Source organism: Alistipes intestinihominis (assembly GCF_040095975.1).
Lineage (GTDB): Bacteria > Bacteroidota > Bacteroidia > Bacteroidales > Rikenellaceae > Alistipes > Alistipes senegalensis.
This window is the reverse complement of sequence record NZ_JBBMFL010000003.1, coordinates 189,134-206,026: the sequence shown is the minus strand read 5'-3', so window position 1 is coordinate 206,026 and position 16,893 is coordinate 189,134. Positions and strand designations below refer to the sequence as shown.

Genomic DNA, 16,893 nt, shown 5'->3' with positions numbered 1-16,893 from the left:
ACGCTTAATACGACACAATGTACCCCATTCTTGAAAAACGAAGCCTCGCGGAAGGCATCTGGCTGATGAAGATCCTCGCACCGCGCGTAGCGCGTTCGGCGCAGCCCGGACAGTTCGTCATCGTGCGCAGCGACGAACACGGCGAGCGCATTCCGCTCACGATCTCCGACTTCGACGCCGCGGAGGACAGCGTGACGATCGTCACGCAGGCCATCGGCGCCTCGACGCGCAAAATCTGCGCACTCGAACAGGGCGACGCTCTCGCCGACTTCGCAGGGCCGCTGGGCCACCCCTCGGAGTTCGTCAAAATGCCCGTCGAAGAGCTCCGCAAACGACGTTACCTCTTCGTGGCGGGCGGCGTGGGCACGGCCCCGGTCTATCCGCAGGTCAAATGGCTCCGGGAACACGGCGTCGAAGCCGATGTCATCATCGGCGCGAAGACGCGCGACATGCTGATCTACACCGACGCCATGCGGGCCGTGGCCGAAAACCTCTACATCGCCACCGACGACGGTTCGGAGGGTTTCAAGGGGCTGGTAACGCAGGTGGTCGAAGAGCTCGTCGAGCGACAGGGCCGGCACTACGACGAATGCGTGGCCATCGGGCCGATGATCATGATGAAGTTCGTGGCCCTCACCACGAAGAAATACGGACTGAAAACCACCGTGTCGCTCAACGCGCTGATGGTTGACGGCACGGGCATGTGCGGCGCCTGCCGCGTGACGGTCGGCGGACGGACGCGCTTCACGTGCGTCGATGGCCCGGAGTTCGACGCCCACGAGGTCGATTTCGACGAGGCGATGCGCCGTCAGGGCATGTACCGCAACCAGGAGCAGCGCGCCGCGGCCATCGAAGCCGAGCGCGAGGCGGGACACGTATGTAAAATCGGATTGGACAAGTAAATCATGGCAAACAAAATACCCCGCGTCCCCGTGCGCGAACAGGACCCGGCGATCCGGGCCGCCAATTTCGAAGAGGTCTGCTACGGCTACGACCTCGAAGAGGCCGCACTCGAAGCCTCGCGCTGTCTGCATTGCAAGAATCCCCGCTGCGTGGCGGCCTGCCCCGTGGGCATCCGCATCCCCGACTTCATCGCCGCCCTGCACGAAGGCCGGTTGCAGGAGGCCGCCGACATCATCTCCGAGGACAGTTCGCTGCCCTCGATCTGCGGCCGCGTCTGCCCGCAGGAGAGCCAGTGCGAAGGGTCGTGCGTCCTGGGCATCAAGGGCGAACCGGTGGCCGTGGGCAAGCTGGAACGCTTCGTCGGCGACTGGAAACTCGAACACGGCGCACCCGTACAGCCCGCCGCCGTGCGCAACGGCCGCAAAGTGGCCGTCATCGGCAGCGGCCCCGCCGGACTGGCCTGCGCCAGCGATCTGGCGCGGATGGGCTACACCGTGAAGATCTTCGAGGCGCTGCACAAGGTGGGCGGCGTGCTGGTCTACGGCATCCCCGAGTTCCGCCTCCCGAAGGAGCGCATCGTGGCGCGCGAGATCGCTCAGGTCGAGCGACTGGGCGTCGAGATCGAGACCGACGTGATCGTGGGCCGCACCGTGACGATCGACTCACTGCTGGACGAGGAGGGTTACGACGCCGTTTTCATCGGCTCGGGCGCCGGACTGCCCCGCTTCATGGGCATTCCGGGCGAGAACCTCAACGGCGTGGTCTCGGCCAACGAATTCCTCACGCGGGCCAACCTGATGCACGCCTACGACAAGGAGTACGACACCCCGATCTACGTCGGACGGCGCGTGGTGGTCGTGGGCGGCGGCAACGTGGCGATGGACGCCGTGCGCACGGCCCGGCGGCTGGGCGCCGAGGCGACGATCGTCTACCGCCGTTCGGAAAAGGAGCTCCCGGCGCGCGTCGAGGAGGTCCACCACGCCCGTGAGGAGGGCATCCGCTTCCGCATGCTGACCAACCCCACCGAGGTCCTCGGCGACGAGCAGGGCTGGGTGACGGGTCTGCGGTGCGTGGAGATGGAGTTGGGCGAACCCGACGAAAGCGGCCGCCGGTCGCCGGTGGTGAAGGAGGGCTCGGAGTTCGAGATCGCCTGCGACGTGGTCATCATGGCGCTGGGCACCTCGCCCAACCCGCTGCTGGCGGCGACGACCGAAGGTCTCGAAACCAACCGCCGGGGCTGCATCACGGCTGACGAGCACGGAGCCACCACCCGCAAGGGCGTCTTCGCCGGAGGCGACGCCGTGACAGGCGCCGCGACGGTGATTCTGGCTATGGGAGCCGGACGCACGGCGGCCCGGGCGATCGACGAATACATCAAAAAACGTTAACAATACAAGCCAATGAAAAGCATCAAACTCCTGACGACTGCCGCGGCCCTCTGCGGGCTGGCAGCCTGCGCCGACAATACCCCGAAGTTTTTCGAGGGCTTCATCGCCGACGCTTCGATGAACACCGTCACCGTCAAGGCTCCGACGGCCGACGTCACCTACACCTTCTCGACGACGGACGCCGACAAGAGCGAGGCCAACGGCCTGCTGCCGGGCGCTCCGGTCGTCGTGGACTACACGGGCAAACTGGAGGACGGCGCCGCGGCCACGAAGATCGCCACCGACCCCACCTACGCCGAAGCCATAGGCCGGTGGACGATGCCCGACCCGATCGACCCCGAGGGCGTGATGGGCGTCGAGATCCGGATCGAAGGCGTTGCGCAGTCGATCAACATGGCCACGCTGGTCTACACGTCGTGGGAGCTCCAGGGCGAGGCCGACAAAATCCTGCTCAAAGGAGAGAGCATCGGCAACGGCCAGACCATCGGCTTCACCGAGACGGGCGTGATCGCCAAGGACGCCGAGGGCAAATACACCCTGACGATCGAGGGGACCGGAACGGTCTACACCAAAGCCGATTAACCGCATCTGCGGCAAAAAAAGAGCCTCCGGTCGTCCGGAGGCTTTTTCGTTTCGTCATCGTCCGACAAGCAGCCGGACCCGTTCGGCGATCATCGCGGGGGTCACGGCTTTCAGACAGCGGTAGTCGCCGTAGCGGCAGGGCTTGCTGCCGAAGACCGAACAGGGACGGCACGCCATGTCGGCTTGCAGCACGCCCCGCGGATCGCACCCGTAGCCCAGGAATCCCAGCCCGGGATGCGTCGCTCCCCACACCGACACCACGGGCGTAGCCACGAGCGCCGCGAGGTGCATGACCAGCGAATCCATCGACACCACGCAGTCGAGGTCGGCGATCAGGTCCATCTCCCCGTCGAGGCCGACCTTGCCGAACAACGCCGTGACGTTGGGATACGTGCGCTCCATCTCCTCGGCGAAGCGTTGCTCGCCGCCTCCGCCGCCGTGGATGAAGACCCGGTCGTAACGCTCCGCCAGCAGCCGCACCGCCTCGCGGCTCAGCTCTTCGGGATAGGTCTTGCCCCGCTGGGCCGAAAACGGCGCGAAGCCCACCCAGACGCCCTCTTTCGGGCCGAACGGATCGGGCCGCTCCTGCCGGCGGACCGGCTCCGGATCGTCGAACACGAACCCCAGCCGCCGGAACGTGTCGCAGTAGCGCAGCACGGTGTGGCGCAGCGGCTCCATGCCGCGGCTTCCGCAGCGGATGAACCGCCGTTTTTCCGCGCGGCCCTTGTGGATGAAGGCCACGGGGATGCCGTGGAGAGTCATCGACAGGCGGAACGCCCGGGAGCGCAGCACGTCGTGCACGTCGGCCACGGCGTCCACGCCCAGCCGCCGGGCCTCGGCCGCCAGCCGCCACATGCCCCGCAGGGAGTGGTGGACGCCTTTGAGATCGACATCGAGAAAATCCACGCCGAGCCCCTCGAAGAAGGGTTTGAACATCGGCCGCGTCGCCACCGTGACCCGCAGGTCGGGATAGGCCGACATCAGCGCCCGGAGCGCATGCGGCAGCATCGCCACATCGCCCATCGCCGAGGTCCGCAGCACCAGCAGATGACGCGGCAGCTCCCTATTTCTTCTGCCCATAGAGTACCGGATTCAGCGCCGGGTCGTTGTACATCTTCATCTGCTTGTAGGTTTTCATGTACTTGCGACCCGCTTCGATGTCCTCGATCAGCTCCTCGATGGCCCGCGAAAGGTCGGCCTGCTGCGACAACAGCACGCCGAGCTTCTTCCGGCAGGCCGCACGGTGTTCGTCATCGACATCCGTGCGCTCCGCCTCGCGCGCCATATGATAGATTTTCAGGGCGAGGATCGACAGCCGGTCGATGGCCCACGCCGGGGTTTCGGTGTTCAGCCGGGCGTCGGGCGCCGGCACGACCTCCTTGTATTTGTCCAGCAGGTAGGAATCCACGTACTCCACCATGTCCGTGCGGTCCTGGTTCGACTTGTCGATGCGGCGCTTGATCTTCAGCGCCTCGGCCGGGTCGATCTCCGGATCGCGGATGATGTCCTCCAGATGCCACTGCACGGTGTCGATCCAGTTCTTATGATAAAGCAGGTGGTCGATCGTTCCCGGAGCATAGGGATTGTCGATCGGATGATCGACATCGTCCCAGCGGTGATAATCTTCGATAGAACGGTTGAAAATACGATTCGCGTTTTCGGTAAACATAGCTTAGGGTTTATTCGATTATTGTTATTTTCATCGGAAAATTATACCTTTGTCGGTAACTGTTAAACAAAGATAATGACTTTTTCCAAAAAAGCAATATCCCTCGCGGGAATCCTCCTCTGCTGCGCGGTGCAGCTCGGGGCGCAGGTGCGCCAGACACGCGAAGAATACATCAGCCGCTACATGTCGATCGCCGTGGCCCACATGGAGCGCTACGGCATCCCGGCAAGCATCACTATGGCGCAAGGCATCCTCGAATCCGACTGCGGCAACAGCCTGCTGTCGATGAAGTCCAACAACCACTTCGGCATCAAGTGCAAGCGCAACTGGACCGGCGAGAAGGTCTACCACGACGACGACGCCAAGGGCGAATGTTTCCGTTCGTACCCCTCGGTCGAAGCCTCCTACCAGGACCACGCCGAGTTTCTCGACTCGCAGCCGCGCTACGACTCGCTCTTCGCCTATCCGTCCGACGACTACAAGAGCTGGGCGCGGGGTCTGAAGGCCGCCGGATACGCCACGGCCCCCGACTACGCCCAGCGGCTCGTGCGGGTCATCGAGGAGAACCAGCTCTACCTGCTGGACCGTCCCGACGGCATGCGCCTCTACGCCACGCGCTACGGGCTTCCGCGCGACCCCGAGGAGTGGTTCGCAGAGCAGAGCAGCGTGGAACGCACGGCCGAGGCCGGAACGGCCGTCGATCCGGACAACTACCGCGTGACGATCAACGCCCATGCGGGCTACAACGTCTATGCCACCAACGGCGTGCACTACGTCACGGCCAAGGAGAACGATACGTTCGAGAACATCGGCCGCAAATTCCGCATTTCGCCGCGCAACCTGCGCAAGTTCAACGATCTGAAAGACAAGCAGGCGCAGCCCGTGCCGGGCGAGACGGTCTACATCGAGCGCAAGAAGAAGCGCTGGACGGGCAACTCCCGGCACCACATCGCGCGCCGGGGCGAGACGGCCTACTCCGTCGGCCAGTCCTACGCCATCCGCACGCGGTCGATCGAAAAGCTCAACAAACTCAAACCCGGCGAGGAGCTGGAACAGGGACGCCAGATACGGATCAAATAAAAACCGACATAAGACCTATGGAAACAACCCCGCTGAGAGCCAGGATACTCGATACGATCATCCGCAAATCGACCCTCAAACAGAAGGTCTTCGACAACTCGTTCGCGGCATTCAACACCCTGAAGGAGACGCTGTTCGAGATGGCCTCGGAGATGGACGACGAGCTGGACGGCAAACTCGACCGCCGCGTGCGCCTCGAATACCGCGACCGCGGCAAGTTCGAAGCCCAGCTGCAAGTCGCCAACGACATCCTGATCTTCCAGATGCACACCGACGTTTTCGAATTCGAAGACGGACACCCCATCTGGCAGAACCCCTACGTCGCGGCCGACCGCGAGAACTCCTACTGCGGACTGGTCAACATCTACAACTTCCTTTCCGACTCGTTCAAGTTCAACCGCAACGCCGACGAAGGGTATCTGATCGGCCGCATCTTCATCAACCGCGAACGCCGCTACTTCGTCGAAGGCAAGCAGCAGACCTCGATGCGGGCCGCGGATTTCGGCCGGGAGGAGCTGGACCGCGACGCGCTGGTGCCGATTCTCGAATCGGCGATCGACTTCGCGCTGAACTTCGACCTGCTGATGCCTCCCTACGAGGAGAACAAGCGCGTGACGGTCGATCAGTTCAACACCAAGATGGACAATTCGAAATTCGTGACCGGCAAGCGACTGGGCTACGATTTCGACATAGAGGATATTTAAGCAACCGGGAACTGAAACAAAATCCGGTCCCGCACCGAATTTGCGTATCCGCCGGTCGCAGTCGCCGCCACGGGCGGCGTTTACAAATCTGACCCACCCCTAAATCCCCTCCTCGGAGGGGACTTACGCTGCAACGCAAAAAAGACAGAACAACCGTGATAAACAAATTAATTATTCTCTCCGGACTGCTGTTGGCAACCGGGACAGCATACGCCCAGAACGAATACGCCGGAATCGCCCGCCTGCGCAGCCTGAACGAATCGGTGCGCGGCATCCGCCCCACGGCCGACGGCGAGCACTACACCACGCTCGAAAAAAACAATATACTCCGTTACAGCTATGCCACGGATGCTCCCGGCGAGAGCCTGCTCCCGTCGCCCGCGCCCGATCTGGTTATCAGCGACTACCTCTTTTCGCCCGACGAGCGGACGATCCTCATCGCCTCGGGGCGCAAACCCATCTACCGCCACTCCTACACCACCTCCTATTCGCTCATCCGCGACAACCGCGTGCAGCCCGTGCTGCGGCAGGCCGAAGCGCCGCGCGACGCCTCGTTCTCGCCCGACGGACAGCGCATCGCCTACTCCGACGGCAACGACCTCTACGTCTACGACATCGCCGCGCAGACCACGCGCCGCATCACCGACGACGGAGCGTGGAATCAGGTCATCAACGGCACGACCGACTGGGTCTACGAAGAGGAGTTCGGCATCACGCGCGCCTACGCCTTCTCGCCCGACAGCCGCCGCATCGCCTACCTGCGCTTCGACGAGAGCGAAGTGCCGCTGATGGAGATGATGCGCTTCGACGGCAAGCTCTACAACCGGGCCTACTCGTTCAAATACCCCAAGGCCGGGGAGCGCAATTCGGTGGTCCAGCTCTGGGTGGCGGACCTCTCGACCGGCGCGAAGGAGCGCATCGACACGGGTCCCGAAACCGACCAGTACATCCCCCGCATCGGGTGGACGCCCGACGGACGGCCCTGGTATTACCGCCTCAACCGGCGTCAGAACACCTTCGAAATGATCGTCTGCGAACCCCACGGGGCCCAGCGCACAGTCTACGAGGAGCGCGCCCGGCAGTATGTCGAACGGGTCGATGACAAGACCGTGACGTTCATCGACAAGGACCGCTTCCTCGTGCGGCAGGAGAGCCACACGGGATTCATGCACCTCTACCTGTACAGCCTCCGCCGGGGCATTCTCGGGCAGGTGACCCGGGGCGACTGGGAGGTCACCGAGGTCGTGGGATGCGACGGCAAACGCGTCTGGTACCTCTCGACCGAGACCTCGCCGCTGCGCCGCAACCTTTACAGCATACGTCTCGACGGCAAGGACAAGCGGCGTCTCACCGCGGGCGAAGGCTACTACACCGCCGCCCCGGCTCCCGGCATGAAATACTTCATCACCACCTTCTCCAACGCCGCGACGCCCAACCTCACGGAGGTCTGCGACGCCGAAGGCCGGGTGATCCGCACGCTGGCCGACAGCCGCAAGCTGCGCGAGGAGCTGGCGGCATCGGAACGCCCCGTCAAGGAGTTCTTCACGTTCACGACCGAGCGCGGCGACACGCTTAACGCCTACATCGTCAAACCCCGCGGCTTCGACCCCTCGCAGCGCTACCCCGTGCTGCTGACGCAGTATTCGGGCCCCGGCTCGCAGTCGGTCCGCGACCGCTGGTCGCTGGACTGGGAGGACGCTTTGGCCGACAAAGGCTATATCGTGGTCTGCGCCGACGGCCGCGGCACGGGATTCCGGGGCGAGAAGTTCAAGAAACTCACCTACGGACGCCTGGGAGCCCTCGAAACCGAGGATCAGATCTCGACGGCCCGCTACATGGCGTCGCAGCCCTGGGTGGACCCCGCGCGCATCGGCATCTACGGCTGGTCCTACGGCGGATTCATGGCCCTGAGCTGCGCCATGAAGGGGCACGGGCTGTTCCGCATGGCGATCGCCGTGGCGCCCGTCACCTCGTGGCGCTATTACGACACGATCTACACCGAAATTTACAACAACCTCCCGCAGTACAACGCCGCGGGTTACGACGACAATTCGCCGATCAACTTCGCGCGGATGCTCGACGACAAGCGGACGCGCCTGCTGATCATCCACGGCACGGCCGACGACAACGTCCATTTCCAGAACACCGTGGAGATGACCCGGGCGCTGAACCGCGCCGGCAAGCAGTACGACATGATGGTGTATCCCGATCAGAATCACTCGATGTTGCCCGACGCAACGGCACACATAAGACAGAAAATGATTGATTACACCCTGAAGAATTTATGACGTATTCCATGCAACTCGAAACGCCGATCGGCCCGCTGACGGTCACGGCGACGAAGAAAGCCGTGACGGCCATCCGATTCGGCACGGAGGTCCCGGAGGGCTCCGCACGCTGCACCGCGGCGGAAGCCACTCCCCTGCTGCGCAAGGCCGCCGAAGAGATCGGGGAGTATTTCGCAGGCTCGCGGCGCAAATTCACGCTGCCCCTCGCCCCCGAAGGGTCGCCTTTCCAGCAGAAGGTCTGGGAGGCGCTGCGCACCATCCCCTACGGCGAAACCCGCACCTACAAACAGATCGCCATCCAAATCGGCCACAACCAGTCGTTCCGGGCCGTCGGCATGGCCAACAACCGCAATCCGATCGTGATCGTCGTCCCCTGCCACCGGGTCATCGGCTACGACGGCAAGCTCACGGGATATGCCGGGGGCCTCGACGTTAAGGAGCAGCTGCTCGCGCTGGAGAAACGGTAGTCAGACGGCTTCCGGAGCGGCCGCGGCCGTCGGTTCCACCTCCCAGACACCCATATAGCGGGCGCCGAAGCGCGTCCAGTCGTTGAAATTGAAACAGCGCACCAGCCAGTCGGGATAGGGGCGCCAGGGGACTTTTTTCAGCGGCAGGGACAGTTCCGTGTCCAGCCACCAGCAGTGCGAAAGCACCATCAGCTGCCGGTCCGGGGCCTGCAACGCGGGAACCGCCGCTTCGAGCGCCTCCTGCGTGTCGAAACAGAGCGGCCGGAGGTTCCGGGGCATGTAGAACCGGATCTCCACGATGCGGCCGGGTTCCAAAATATCCTCGATATACCCGTATCCGACGCCCGTGGGAACCAGCCCGAGAGCCACGACCTCCTTTTTGCCGCGGCAGTACTCCTGCATCATCTTGTAGAAACAGATCTCCGGACGGGGCTGCGCCAGGCAGTAGCCCATGATGCCCGCATTGACCGCGACGAGCGCTCCCAGCACGTAACGCCAGACCCGGGCCCCGAACCACCTGCGGGGCAGCTCGCGGAACATCAGCACGATGAACCACGGGGCGAAGAAGAGCGCCGGGAAGAAGAACCGCAGCTCCTTGTGCCCCAGGAAGAAGTGCACCAGCAGGAACGGCACGAGCATCCACGTCACGACATGCCGGGGACGGCGCCAAAAGAACCAAACCGCAGCGACCAGCGCCAACGGTCCGTAGACATAGCCGCCCTCGGTGAACGGCTCGGTGAAGTAGTACCACCACGGCGAGGTCCCGAATTTGAGCATATTCTCGTTGAAGATGTTCTCGCGCAGGTAGTTCACCGGCGTAAGGGTCCACTCGCCGTAGAGCCAGCGGTCGGTCAGCATCCCGAGCGCCAGCACGACCAGAACGCCCGGAACCATCCCGGCATAGAGCTTCCGGCGGCGGTGGAACACCAACAGCCAGATGCCGTAGCCCAACAGCGCGAATCCCATCTGGAACCGCACCGCGAAAGTCAGTCCCGCGGTCATGCCCAGCAGCACGCCCCGGCCGAACTCCCGCCGGCCCACGGCCCTATGACAGCGCATCGTGAGCGCCGCCAGCAGCAGGAGCAGGTTGCCCGAGATCATCTCGGCGTTGAAATGGACGTGGAGGTAGGCCAGATACCAAAGGAAAAATCCCAGCAGCAGGAACCAGCAGCGGGCATTCTCGTCGCGCAGGTCATCGCGCACCGTGCGGTAGAAGAACAGCAGCACGACGGCCGAAAGGGCTCCGCTCAGCAGCTGGAGCACGAAGACCACGGCGAAGGGCGAATAAATCCCCGCGGCCAGCAGTCCTTTCCCGACGGCCCACGCCACGAACGGCTGTATACCGGGGCGCATCTGCAAGAGGTACTCCCACGGCAGATGATCCGGCGTAGGGGTCCCGAAGAGCTTCATATGAGCGTATTCGAGTATCTGGAAATGTTCGTCGGGATGGTAGGTGCCCAGGCTGAAAGCGGCGTATAGCAGCGTGACCAGACACCCGGCCCAAATCAGGCGGGGGGGGGTAATTCCGAGGCGTTCGAAAGAGATCATCAATCCTGTTCAGCGTTGTTTCGGTTGCAAAAATACGACAAATCCCGCAAATTCCGCACTCCCGGGCGAAATATGCCCCGTCCGGGGGCTCCGTCGAAAGCGCGGGGCGAGGAAAACCGCGCCCCGCACATGCCGTCCGGGCTCCGGGATCAGAGCCCGAACGCGAAGAGGTTGATGCCGTCGTAAACGGCGCTCACGACGCCCAGCAGCAACACCCCGGCCATGCAAACTGCCAGACCGATGCGCGTGCAGCGGTCGGTGCGGAACGCGGCGATCGGCGTATCGTTGGGGGTGATGTAGATCGCCTTGACGATCAGCAGGTAGTAGTAGAGCGAGATCACGGTGTTGATCAGCGCGATGAAGACCAGCCAGCGGAACCCGCCCTCGAAAGCCGCCGCGAAGACGAAGAATTTCGAGAAGAAGCCCGCGAAAGGCGGGATTCCCGCCAGCGAGAAGAGCGCGAGCGTCATCCCCACCGCCAGCCGGGGATTGGTCTTGTAGAAACCGTTGTAGTCCTCCATCCCCACCTTGCCGCCGGTCTGCTGCTCGACGGCCGACAGGACGCCGAACACCGCGAGGTTCGCGGCCATGTAGACCAGCACGTAGAAAACCAGCGAGGTCATGCCGAGGGCGCTGCCGCCGATGACGGCCAACATGATGTAGCCGGCCTGCGAGATGGACGAGAAGGCCATGAAGCGTTTGAGGTCCTTCTGCCGGATGGCGAAGAGGTTGGCGACGGTGATGCTCAGCACGGTGACGATCCAAAGCAGCGTCTGCCACTCCCGGACCATCGGTGCGAAGACCTTCACGAGCACCGCCAGCAGCACGAACGCCGCGGCGCCCTTCGACACCACCGAAAGGTAGGAGGTCACCGCCGTGGGCGCCCCCTGATAGGTGTCGGCGGTCCAGAGGTGGAACGGCACGAGCGAGATCTTGAACCCGAGCCCCGAGAAGAAGAAGACCAGCGCCATCACCTGCAAGGGCGAACCCGTCAGACGGGCCGTCATATCGTCGAAATAGAGCGTTCCGGTGGTTCCGTAGAGGAACGAGATACCGTAGAGCATCAAGCCGCTCGAAAACAGCGCGCAGAGGATGTACTTGGCTCCGGCCTCGGCCGAATAGCGCTTGTATTTGTCGAAAGCCACCAGACAGGCCGCCGGCACCGAGGCCAGCTCCAGCCCGATGAAGAAGAGCAGGAAATTGCCTGCGCCGATCATGAAATACATGCCCAGCAGCGTCGAGAGGGTCAGGATGTAGAATTCGCCCTGCTTGTGGCGCGTATCCTCGCGCCGCAGCCAGGTGTTCGCCTGTAAGCAGACGACGAGCGCACCCGCGGCGAGAATGCCCTTGACGATGCCGTGCATCGGATGGTACTGAAACATCCCGCCGAACGCTTCGCCCTCTCCGCCCGGAAGGAGGCAGACCGCCGTCTGCACGGCGAGCAGGCCGCAGACCACGGCCGAAAACCGGCGGCGTCCGCGCTCCCCGGCAACGAGGTCGTAGAGAAATACGAGGACGAGGATTGCCGTGAGGGTCACTTCGGCCCGCATCAGCGTAAATATCGAGGTGTAATCCATAGTCGCTTAACTCAAAATGTGTGCAATGATTTCCGAAACGCTGCCGCGGATCATATCGCTCACCCACAGCGGCGCGAGCCCCATGCCGGCGATGGCCGCGACGAGGCAGACGACCGAAAGGCGTTCGTCCCACGTGGCGTCGGTGAGTTTGAGGTGCCCGGGGTTGTCGCACGTGCCGTAGAGGATCTTCCCGACGACGCGCAGGATGTAGACCGCCGTAATGACGATCGACGTGCAGGCGACGACCGTGACCACGCGATGGAACGTGTCGGCGTGCATGAACGCACCGTTGAAGATGGTCATCTCGGCCACGAAGCCGCTCAGGCCCGGGAGTCCGAGGTTGGCGAGGCCCGCGATCACGTAGCCCACCGCGAGGAAGGGCATCACCTTCATCAGTCCGCCCAGCTGGCGGATGTCGCGCGTGTGGGTGCGGCCGTAGATCATGCCGATCAGGGCGAAGAAGAGGGCCGTCATCAGGCCGTGGCTCAGCATCTGGAGCACGGCGCCCGTGCCGGCCGCGGTGTTCATCATCAGCACGGCGAAGAGCACCAGCCCGCAGTGCGACACCGAGGAGTAGGCATTGATGTACTTCAGGTCGGTCTGCACGCAGGCCGCGAAAGCGCCGTAGACGACCGAAACCGTCGTCAGGACGATGAATATCCAGCTCAGCTCCTGCGCGGCGTCGGGCAGGAGGTACATGGCCACCCGGAAGCAGCCGTATCCGCCCAGCTTCATCAGCACCCCGGCGTGGAGCATCGACACGGCCGTCGGGGCCGAGGCGTGGCCGTCGGGGCTCCACGTGTGGAACGGGAACAGGGCCCCCAGCACGCCGAAGCCCACGAACACCAGCGGGAACCAGATGCGCTGCAACGACAGCGGGATGTTGTGCAGGGCAGCAATCTCCTGAATGTTCATCGTCGTGGCGCCCGCACCGAAATAGATGCCCAGAATGCCGATCAGCAGCAGCGCCGAACCGCCCATGAGCATCAGCGTGAGTTTCATGGCCGCATACTCCTTGCGGCCGCTGCCCCAGACGCCGATCAGCAGGTACATCGGAATCAGCGCCACTTCGTAGAACATGAACATCGTGAAGAGGTCCACCGAGACGAAGAACCCGAAGACGCCCACGCTCAGCAGGCAGAACCAGAGGAAATAGGCTTTGACATCGGTTTTCATCTGCCACGATGCGAACGTGCCCGTGAAGACGATAATGGCCGACAGCAGGAGCATCGCCACCGAAATGCCATCGACGCCCACGGCGTAATGGATATTGAGCGGCGCATACCACACGCGGCTGGCGGTGAAGAGCATCGGGGCCGTCTCGCCCGCGCCGCGCAGCCCGAGGTACTGCACCACGAGCACGACGGCCAGCGCCAGGAGCAGCGAGGAGCCGGCGACCATCACGGCGTGGATCTGCCGCGTCGATTTCGAGAGCCACAACCCCAGCATCATCACGAGCGGGACGGCCGGGAAGAGGGATAGTATATTCATAACGACTTTCCGATTAGCAGATTAAAAGGATCAGGATCGTGAGGCTCAGCGCACCGCCGAGGAACCAGATGCAGTAACGCTGCACGCTGCCGCTCTGCATGTCGCGGATGAGCCAGGCGGCGCCGTTGGCGCCCCGGGCGAGGAGGTCCATGAAGCCATCGACCACGTGGCGGTCGAACCACGCGACGGGCGTCGAGATGCAGGCGAAAATCACGCGGTGGGTGATGAACTGATAAACCTCGTCGATGTAGAAACGGCGGTAGGCCGCGCGGTGCAGGCCGCTGAACGTGGCGGCCAGCCTGTCCGCCACGGGCTGTTTATCGCGGGCGTACATCCACGTCGCCAGCGCGATGGCCGCGGCGGCCACGCAGAGGCTGACGGCAGCGACGCCCCGGTCGATATGGATGGCGTAGGCCGCGCCGTCGCTCGAAACGAACTCCCCGAAAGGTATGAATCCGGCGACGCAGGTCACCGCCGCGAGGAACACGAGCGGCAGGGTCATCGTCAGCGGAGCTTCGTGCGGCGTATGCGCGGCATGGAGTTCGCGATTTTCGGTGCCCCAGAAGATGCCGTAGTAGAGGCGGAACATGTAGAACGCCGTGAGGCCCGCGATGGCGGTCATCGTCCACCCCATCACGGGGCTGAAAGCGAAGCAGGCGGTCAGAATCTCGTCTTTCGAGAAGAAGCCGCTCAGGGGCCAGATGCCCGCGATGGCGAGGCACGCCACGAGGAACGTCGCATGGGTCAGCGGCATGTAACGCCGCAGGCCGCCCATCGCCGACATCTCGTTGGAGTGCACCGCATGGATGATGCACCCCGCGCCGAGGAACAGCAGGGCCTTGAACATCGCGTGGGTGAAGAGGTGGAACATCGAGGCCATGTAGCCCAGTCCGCCTGCGTGCGGGTCGGCCGAGGTGCAGACGCCCAGCGCCACGATCATAAAGCCGATCTGCGAAATGGTGCTGAACGCCAGCACCCGTTTGATGTCGCTCTGCACGCAGGCCACGACGGCGGCGTAGAGCGCCGTGAAGGCCCCGACATAGGCCGTCCAATGCAACACCTCGGGAGCGTAGCCGATGAAGAGCGGGAACATCCGCGCCACGAGGTAGACGCCCGCCACGACCATCGTGGCGGCATGGATCAGCGCCGACACGGGCGTCGGGCCTTCCATAGCGTCGGGCAGCCAGATGTGCAGCGGGAACATGGCGCTCTTGCCCGCGCCGCCGACGAACATCAGCCCCAGAGCCAGCGGGATCATCGCCCCGGCGGCCGCGAGGGTCTGCGCCGCAGGCGTGAAGGAGAAGGTCCCGGCGTAGTAGCCGTAGACGAGGATGCCGACGAGGAAGCCCAGGTCGGCGAAGCGCGTCACGATGAAAGCCTTCTTCGACGCGGCCACGGCCTCCGGCTTCGTGTAGTAGAAGCCGATCAGCAGGTAGGAGCTCACGCCCACCAGCTCCCAGAAGAGGTACATCTGGAAGATGTTGGTGGCAACCACCAGCCCCATCATACTCATCGTGAAGAGCGAGAGGAAGGCATAGTAGCGCTGGAAGCCCCGTTCGCCCTTCATGTAGCCCAGCGAGTAGACGTGGACCATCAGCGAGACCGTGGAGATCACCACGAGCATCATCACCGAGATCGGATCGAGCAGGATGCCCAGGTCGATGTGCAGCTCCCCGCCGATGGGCAGCCACACGATGTTCCACGGGACGAGGGTCGGGAACGCGCCCGCGGCGTCGCGCCCGGCCGAGAAGTATTCGAAAGCCGTGTAATAACTCAGCAGCGCCACCGCGGCCAGCACGGCCGTGCCGACGAGACCCGCTGCGACGGGGCGCATCTTCATGCCCGCGAGCCCCAGCACGAGGAAGCTCACGAACGGCAGCAAAAGTATCAGGATCGTATATTCCATAGCGAAGCGTTTGTTACCACTTCATCTCCCGCAGGCTCTTGACCTCGATGTTGCGGATGTTGCGGTAGATGTTGATGATGATGGCGATGGCCACGGCGGTCTCCGCCGCGCTGATGCCGATGGCGAAGAGCGTGAAGAAGAAGCCTTCGAGCTGTTCGGGGAAGAGGAAGCGGTTGAACACCACGAAATTGATGTCCACCGAATTGAGAATCAGCTCCACGGAGATCAGCATCGCCAGCAGGTTGCGCCGCGTGACGAACCCGTAGATGCCCACGAACATCAGGATCGTGGAGACGACGAGGTAATATTCCATTTTTATCATAGCCGTAGTTGTTTTAGCGTTTGCGTGCGATGAGGATTCCGCCTACGATGCAGGCCAGCAGCAGGATGCTGATGACCTCGAAAGGCAGTACGTAGCCGTACTTTTCCGGGCTCATCAGCGCGTGCCCGATGGTCTGCACGTGCAGTTCGCCGTGCTCGAAATGCGAGGGGTTGAAGTCGTGCCGGAGCATCACCCAGAGGCAGATGCCGAGGCTCGCCAGCGTGGCGGCCAGTCCCGCGAAGAGCTTGTAGCCTTTCAGGTCCTCGGCCTTGTCGCCCTGACTCGAGGTCAGCAGGATCGAGAAGACGTAGAGCACCGTGATGCCGCCGGCGTAGACCAGCAGCTGCACGGCCCCGAGAAACGAGTAGTTGAGCTGGAAATAGATGCCCGCCGTGCCGAAAAGCACGAACAGCAGGTAGGTCGCAGCGCGCAGGATGCGCTTGGTCGTCACGGCGAGTATCGCGCTGACGCCGATGAACAGCGCCAGAATGACGAAGACGATGAATTCGAGTGTTATTTCCATGACTTACTGCTTGTTGAGTTGTTTGACGAGTTTTTCGCGCGTGTAGACCGCATGCTCGAAACGGGTCGAGAAGCGGATGGCGCCCGTCGGGCAGGCGTTGACGCACAGCCGGCAGAACATGCACGACCCGAGGTCGTATTCGTAACGCGCCAGCCGTTTTTTGCTCTTGCCCGTTTCGGGATCGACGACCGTCTCGGTCGTCAGGCGGATGGTGCCATTGGGGCAGGCCGACTGGCACAGGCCGCAGGCGATGCACTTGTTGCGGCCCTCGGCGTCGTGGGGCATGGTCAGCTCGCCGCAGAAACGGTCGTACATCTTCAACGCCGCCCGGTTCTCGGGGTATTGTTCCGTGACTTTCGGGGTGAAGAACTCCTTCAGCGTGACCTTCATGCCGGTCATCAGGGTTCCCACGCCGTGAAACACTCCTTTGATATAGTTGCTCATG

16 protein-coding genes are annotated in these 16,893 nt (G+C 63.2%); 7 read left to right on the top strand and 9 right to left on the bottom strand.

Features of this window, described 5'->3' with window-relative positions; genetic code table 11:
- Positions 1-17: 17 nt before the first annotated feature.
- From WMO46_RS03970 to WMO46_RS03960, 3 genes are read left to right on the top strand one after another with little or no spacing between them, the layout of a single operon-like run.
- Positions 18-902 carry a sulfide/dihydroorotate dehydrogenase-like FAD/NAD-binding protein gene (locus WMO46_RS03970; protein WP_349093854.1) on the top strand — a complete coding sequence of 295 codons (885 nt, stop codon included), beginning with the start codon at positions 18-20 and terminating at the stop codon, positions 900-902.
- Between the two features lie 3 nt (positions 903-905).
- Positions 906-2,291: an NADPH-dependent glutamate synthase gene (gene gltA, locus WMO46_RS03965; protein ID WP_276760143.1), complete on the top strand. Its 1,386-nt coding sequence runs from the start codon at positions 906-908 to the stop codon at positions 2,289-2,291.
- A gap of 12 nt (positions 2,292-2,303) precedes the next feature.
- Positions 2,304-2,873 carry a lipocalin-like domain-containing protein gene (locus tag WMO46_RS03960; protein WP_196016803.1) on the top strand — a complete coding sequence of 190 codons (570 nt, stop codon included), beginning with the start codon at positions 2,304-2,306 and terminating at the stop codon, positions 2,871-2,873.
- Between the two features lie 54 nt (positions 2,874-2,927).
- Here the strand turns inward: WMO46_RS03960 and WMO46_RS03955 are convergent, their stop codons facing one another.
- Both WMO46_RS03955 and WMO46_RS03950 read right to left on the bottom strand, forming a co-directional pair.
- Entirely contained in the window at positions 2,928-3,953 is a 1,026-nt protein-coding gene (locus WMO46_RS03955; RefSeq protein WP_349093853.1) for a glycosyltransferase family 9 protein, read from the bottom strand.
- Complete coding sequence (locus WMO46_RS03950) at positions 3,937-4,542, bottom strand: DUF4254 domain-containing protein (RefSeq protein WP_019151401.1); 606 nt, start codon at positions 4,540-4,542, stop codon at positions 3,937-3,939. Before WMO46_RS03950 ends, WMO46_RS03955 begins: the two co-directional genes overlap by 17 nt.
- Before the next feature lie 75 nt (positions 4,543-4,617).
- Between WMO46_RS03950 and WMO46_RS03945 the strand changes: the two genes are divergently transcribed.
- From WMO46_RS03945 to WMO46_RS03930, 4 genes are all read left to right on the top strand, one after another.
- Complete coding sequence (locus WMO46_RS03945; protein ID WP_195497642.1) at positions 4,618-5,622, top strand: glucosaminidase domain-containing protein; 1,005 nt, start codon at positions 4,618-4,620, stop codon at positions 5,620-5,622.
- Positions 5,623-5,639: 17 nt separating this feature from the next.
- Positions 5,640-6,326: a hypothetical protein gene (locus WMO46_RS03940; protein ID WP_026076667.1), complete on the top strand. Its 687-nt coding sequence runs from the start codon at positions 5,640-5,642 to the stop codon at positions 6,324-6,326.
- Between the two features lie 155 nt (positions 6,327-6,481).
- Positions 6,482-8,614, top strand: a complete 2,133-nt coding sequence (locus tag WMO46_RS03935; RefSeq protein ID WP_349093852.1) for a S9 family peptidase — start codon at positions 6,482-6,484, stop codon at positions 8,612-8,614.
- Positions 8,611-9,081 (top strand): methylated-DNA--[protein]-cysteine S-methyltransferase, encoded by a 471-nt coding sequence (locus tag WMO46_RS03930; protein ID WP_129651568.1) that lies wholly within the window; start codon positions 8,611-8,613, stop codon positions 9,079-9,081. Before WMO46_RS03935 ends, WMO46_RS03930 begins: the two co-directional genes overlap by 4 nt.
- Here the strand turns inward: WMO46_RS03930 and WMO46_RS03925 are convergent, their stop codons facing one another.
- From WMO46_RS03925 to WMO46_RS03895, 7 genes are all read right to left on the bottom strand, one after another.
- Positions 9,082-10,629: a glycosyltransferase family 39 protein gene (locus WMO46_RS03925; protein WP_349093851.1), complete on the bottom strand. Its 1,548-nt coding sequence runs from the start codon at positions 10,627-10,629 to the stop codon at positions 9,082-9,084.
- Positions 10,630-10,778: 149 nt separating this feature from the next.
- Entirely contained in the window at positions 10,779-12,206 is a 1,428-nt protein-coding gene (locus tag WMO46_RS03920) for an NADH-quinone oxidoreductase subunit N (RefSeq protein WP_129651566.1), read from the bottom strand.
- 6 nt (positions 12,207-12,212) lie between these two features.
- Positions 12,213-13,697, bottom strand: coding sequence for a complex I subunit 4 family protein (locus WMO46_RS03915; RefSeq protein ID WP_026076670.1), 1,485 nt, complete (start codon positions 13,695-13,697; stop codon positions 12,213-12,215).
- A gap of 13 nt (positions 13,698-13,710) precedes the next feature.
- Positions 13,711-15,603, bottom strand: a complete 1,893-nt coding sequence (gene nuoL, locus WMO46_RS03910; protein WP_349093850.1) for an NADH-quinone oxidoreductase subunit L — start codon at positions 15,601-15,603, stop codon at positions 13,711-13,713.
- 13 nt (positions 15,604-15,616) lie between these two features.
- Entirely contained in the window at positions 15,617-15,925 is a 309-nt protein-coding gene (gene nuoK, locus WMO46_RS03905; RefSeq protein ID WP_019151409.1) for an NADH-quinone oxidoreductase subunit NuoK, read from the bottom strand.
- 13 nt (positions 15,926-15,938) lie between these two features.
- Positions 15,939-16,448, bottom strand: a complete 510-nt coding sequence (locus tag WMO46_RS03900) for an NADH-quinone oxidoreductase subunit J family protein (RefSeq protein ID WP_019151410.1) — start codon at positions 16,446-16,448, stop codon at positions 15,939-15,941.
- 3 nt (positions 16,449-16,451) lie between these two features.
- The gene (locus WMO46_RS03895) at positions 16,452-16,892 is read right to left on the bottom strand and encodes a 4Fe-4S binding protein (protein ID WP_019151411.1); all 441 of its coding nucleotides are present in this window, start codon (positions 16,890-16,892) and stop codon (positions 16,452-16,454) included.
- Between the last annotated feature and the right edge of the window lies 1 nt (position 16,893).

Coding starts and splice junctions, on each gene's coding strand:
- WMO46_RS03970 (WP_349093854.1), top strand. CDS start 18: ATGTACCCCATTCTTGAAAAACGAAGCCTCGCGGAAGGCATCTGGCTG.
- gltA (WP_276760143.1), top strand. CDS start 906: ATGGCAAACAAAATACCCCGCGTCCCCGTGCGCGAACAGGACCCGGCG.
- WMO46_RS03960 (WP_196016803.1), top strand. CDS start 2,304: ATGAAAAGCATCAAACTCCTGACGACTGCCGCGGCCCTCTGCGGGCTG.
- WMO46_RS03955 (WP_349093853.1), bottom strand. CDS start 3,953: ATGGGCAGAAGAAATAGGGAGCTGCCGCGTCATCTGCTGGTGCTGCGG.
- WMO46_RS03950 (WP_019151401.1), bottom strand. CDS start 4,542: ATGTTTACCGAAAACGCGAATCGTATTTTCAACCGTTCTATCGAAGAT.
- WMO46_RS03945 (WP_195497642.1), top strand. CDS start 4,618: ATGACTTTTTCCAAAAAAGCAATATCCCTCGCGGGAATCCTCCTCTGC.
- WMO46_RS03940 (WP_026076667.1), top strand. CDS start 5,640: ATGGAAACAACCCCGCTGAGAGCCAGGATACTCGATACGATCATCCGC.
- WMO46_RS03930 (WP_129651568.1), top strand. CDS start 8,611: ATGACGTATTCCATGCAACTCGAAACGCCGATCGGCCCGCTGACGGTC.
- WMO46_RS03925 (WP_349093851.1), bottom strand. CDS start 10,629: ATGATCTCTTTCGAACGCCTCGGAATTACCCCCCCCCGCCTGATTTGG.
- WMO46_RS03920 (WP_129651566.1), bottom strand. CDS start 12,206: ATGGATTACACCTCGATATTTACGCTGATGCGGGCCGAAGTGACCCTC.
- WMO46_RS03915 (WP_026076670.1), bottom strand. CDS start 13,697: ATGAATATACTATCCCTCTTCCCGGCCGTCCCGCTCGTGATGATGCTG.
- nuoL (WP_349093850.1), bottom strand. CDS start 15,603: ATGGAATATACGATCCTGATACTTTTGCTGCCGTTCGTGAGCTTCCTC.
- nuoK (WP_019151409.1), bottom strand. CDS start 15,925: ATGATAAAAATGGAATATTACCTCGTCGTCTCCACGATCCTGATGTTC.
- WMO46_RS03900 (WP_019151410.1), bottom strand. CDS start 16,448: ATGGAAATAACACTCGAATTCATCGTCTTCGTCATTCTGGCGCTGTTC.
- WMO46_RS03895 (WP_019151411.1), bottom strand. CDS start 16,892: ATGAGCAACTATATCAAAGGAGTGTTTCACGGCGTGGGAACCCTGATG.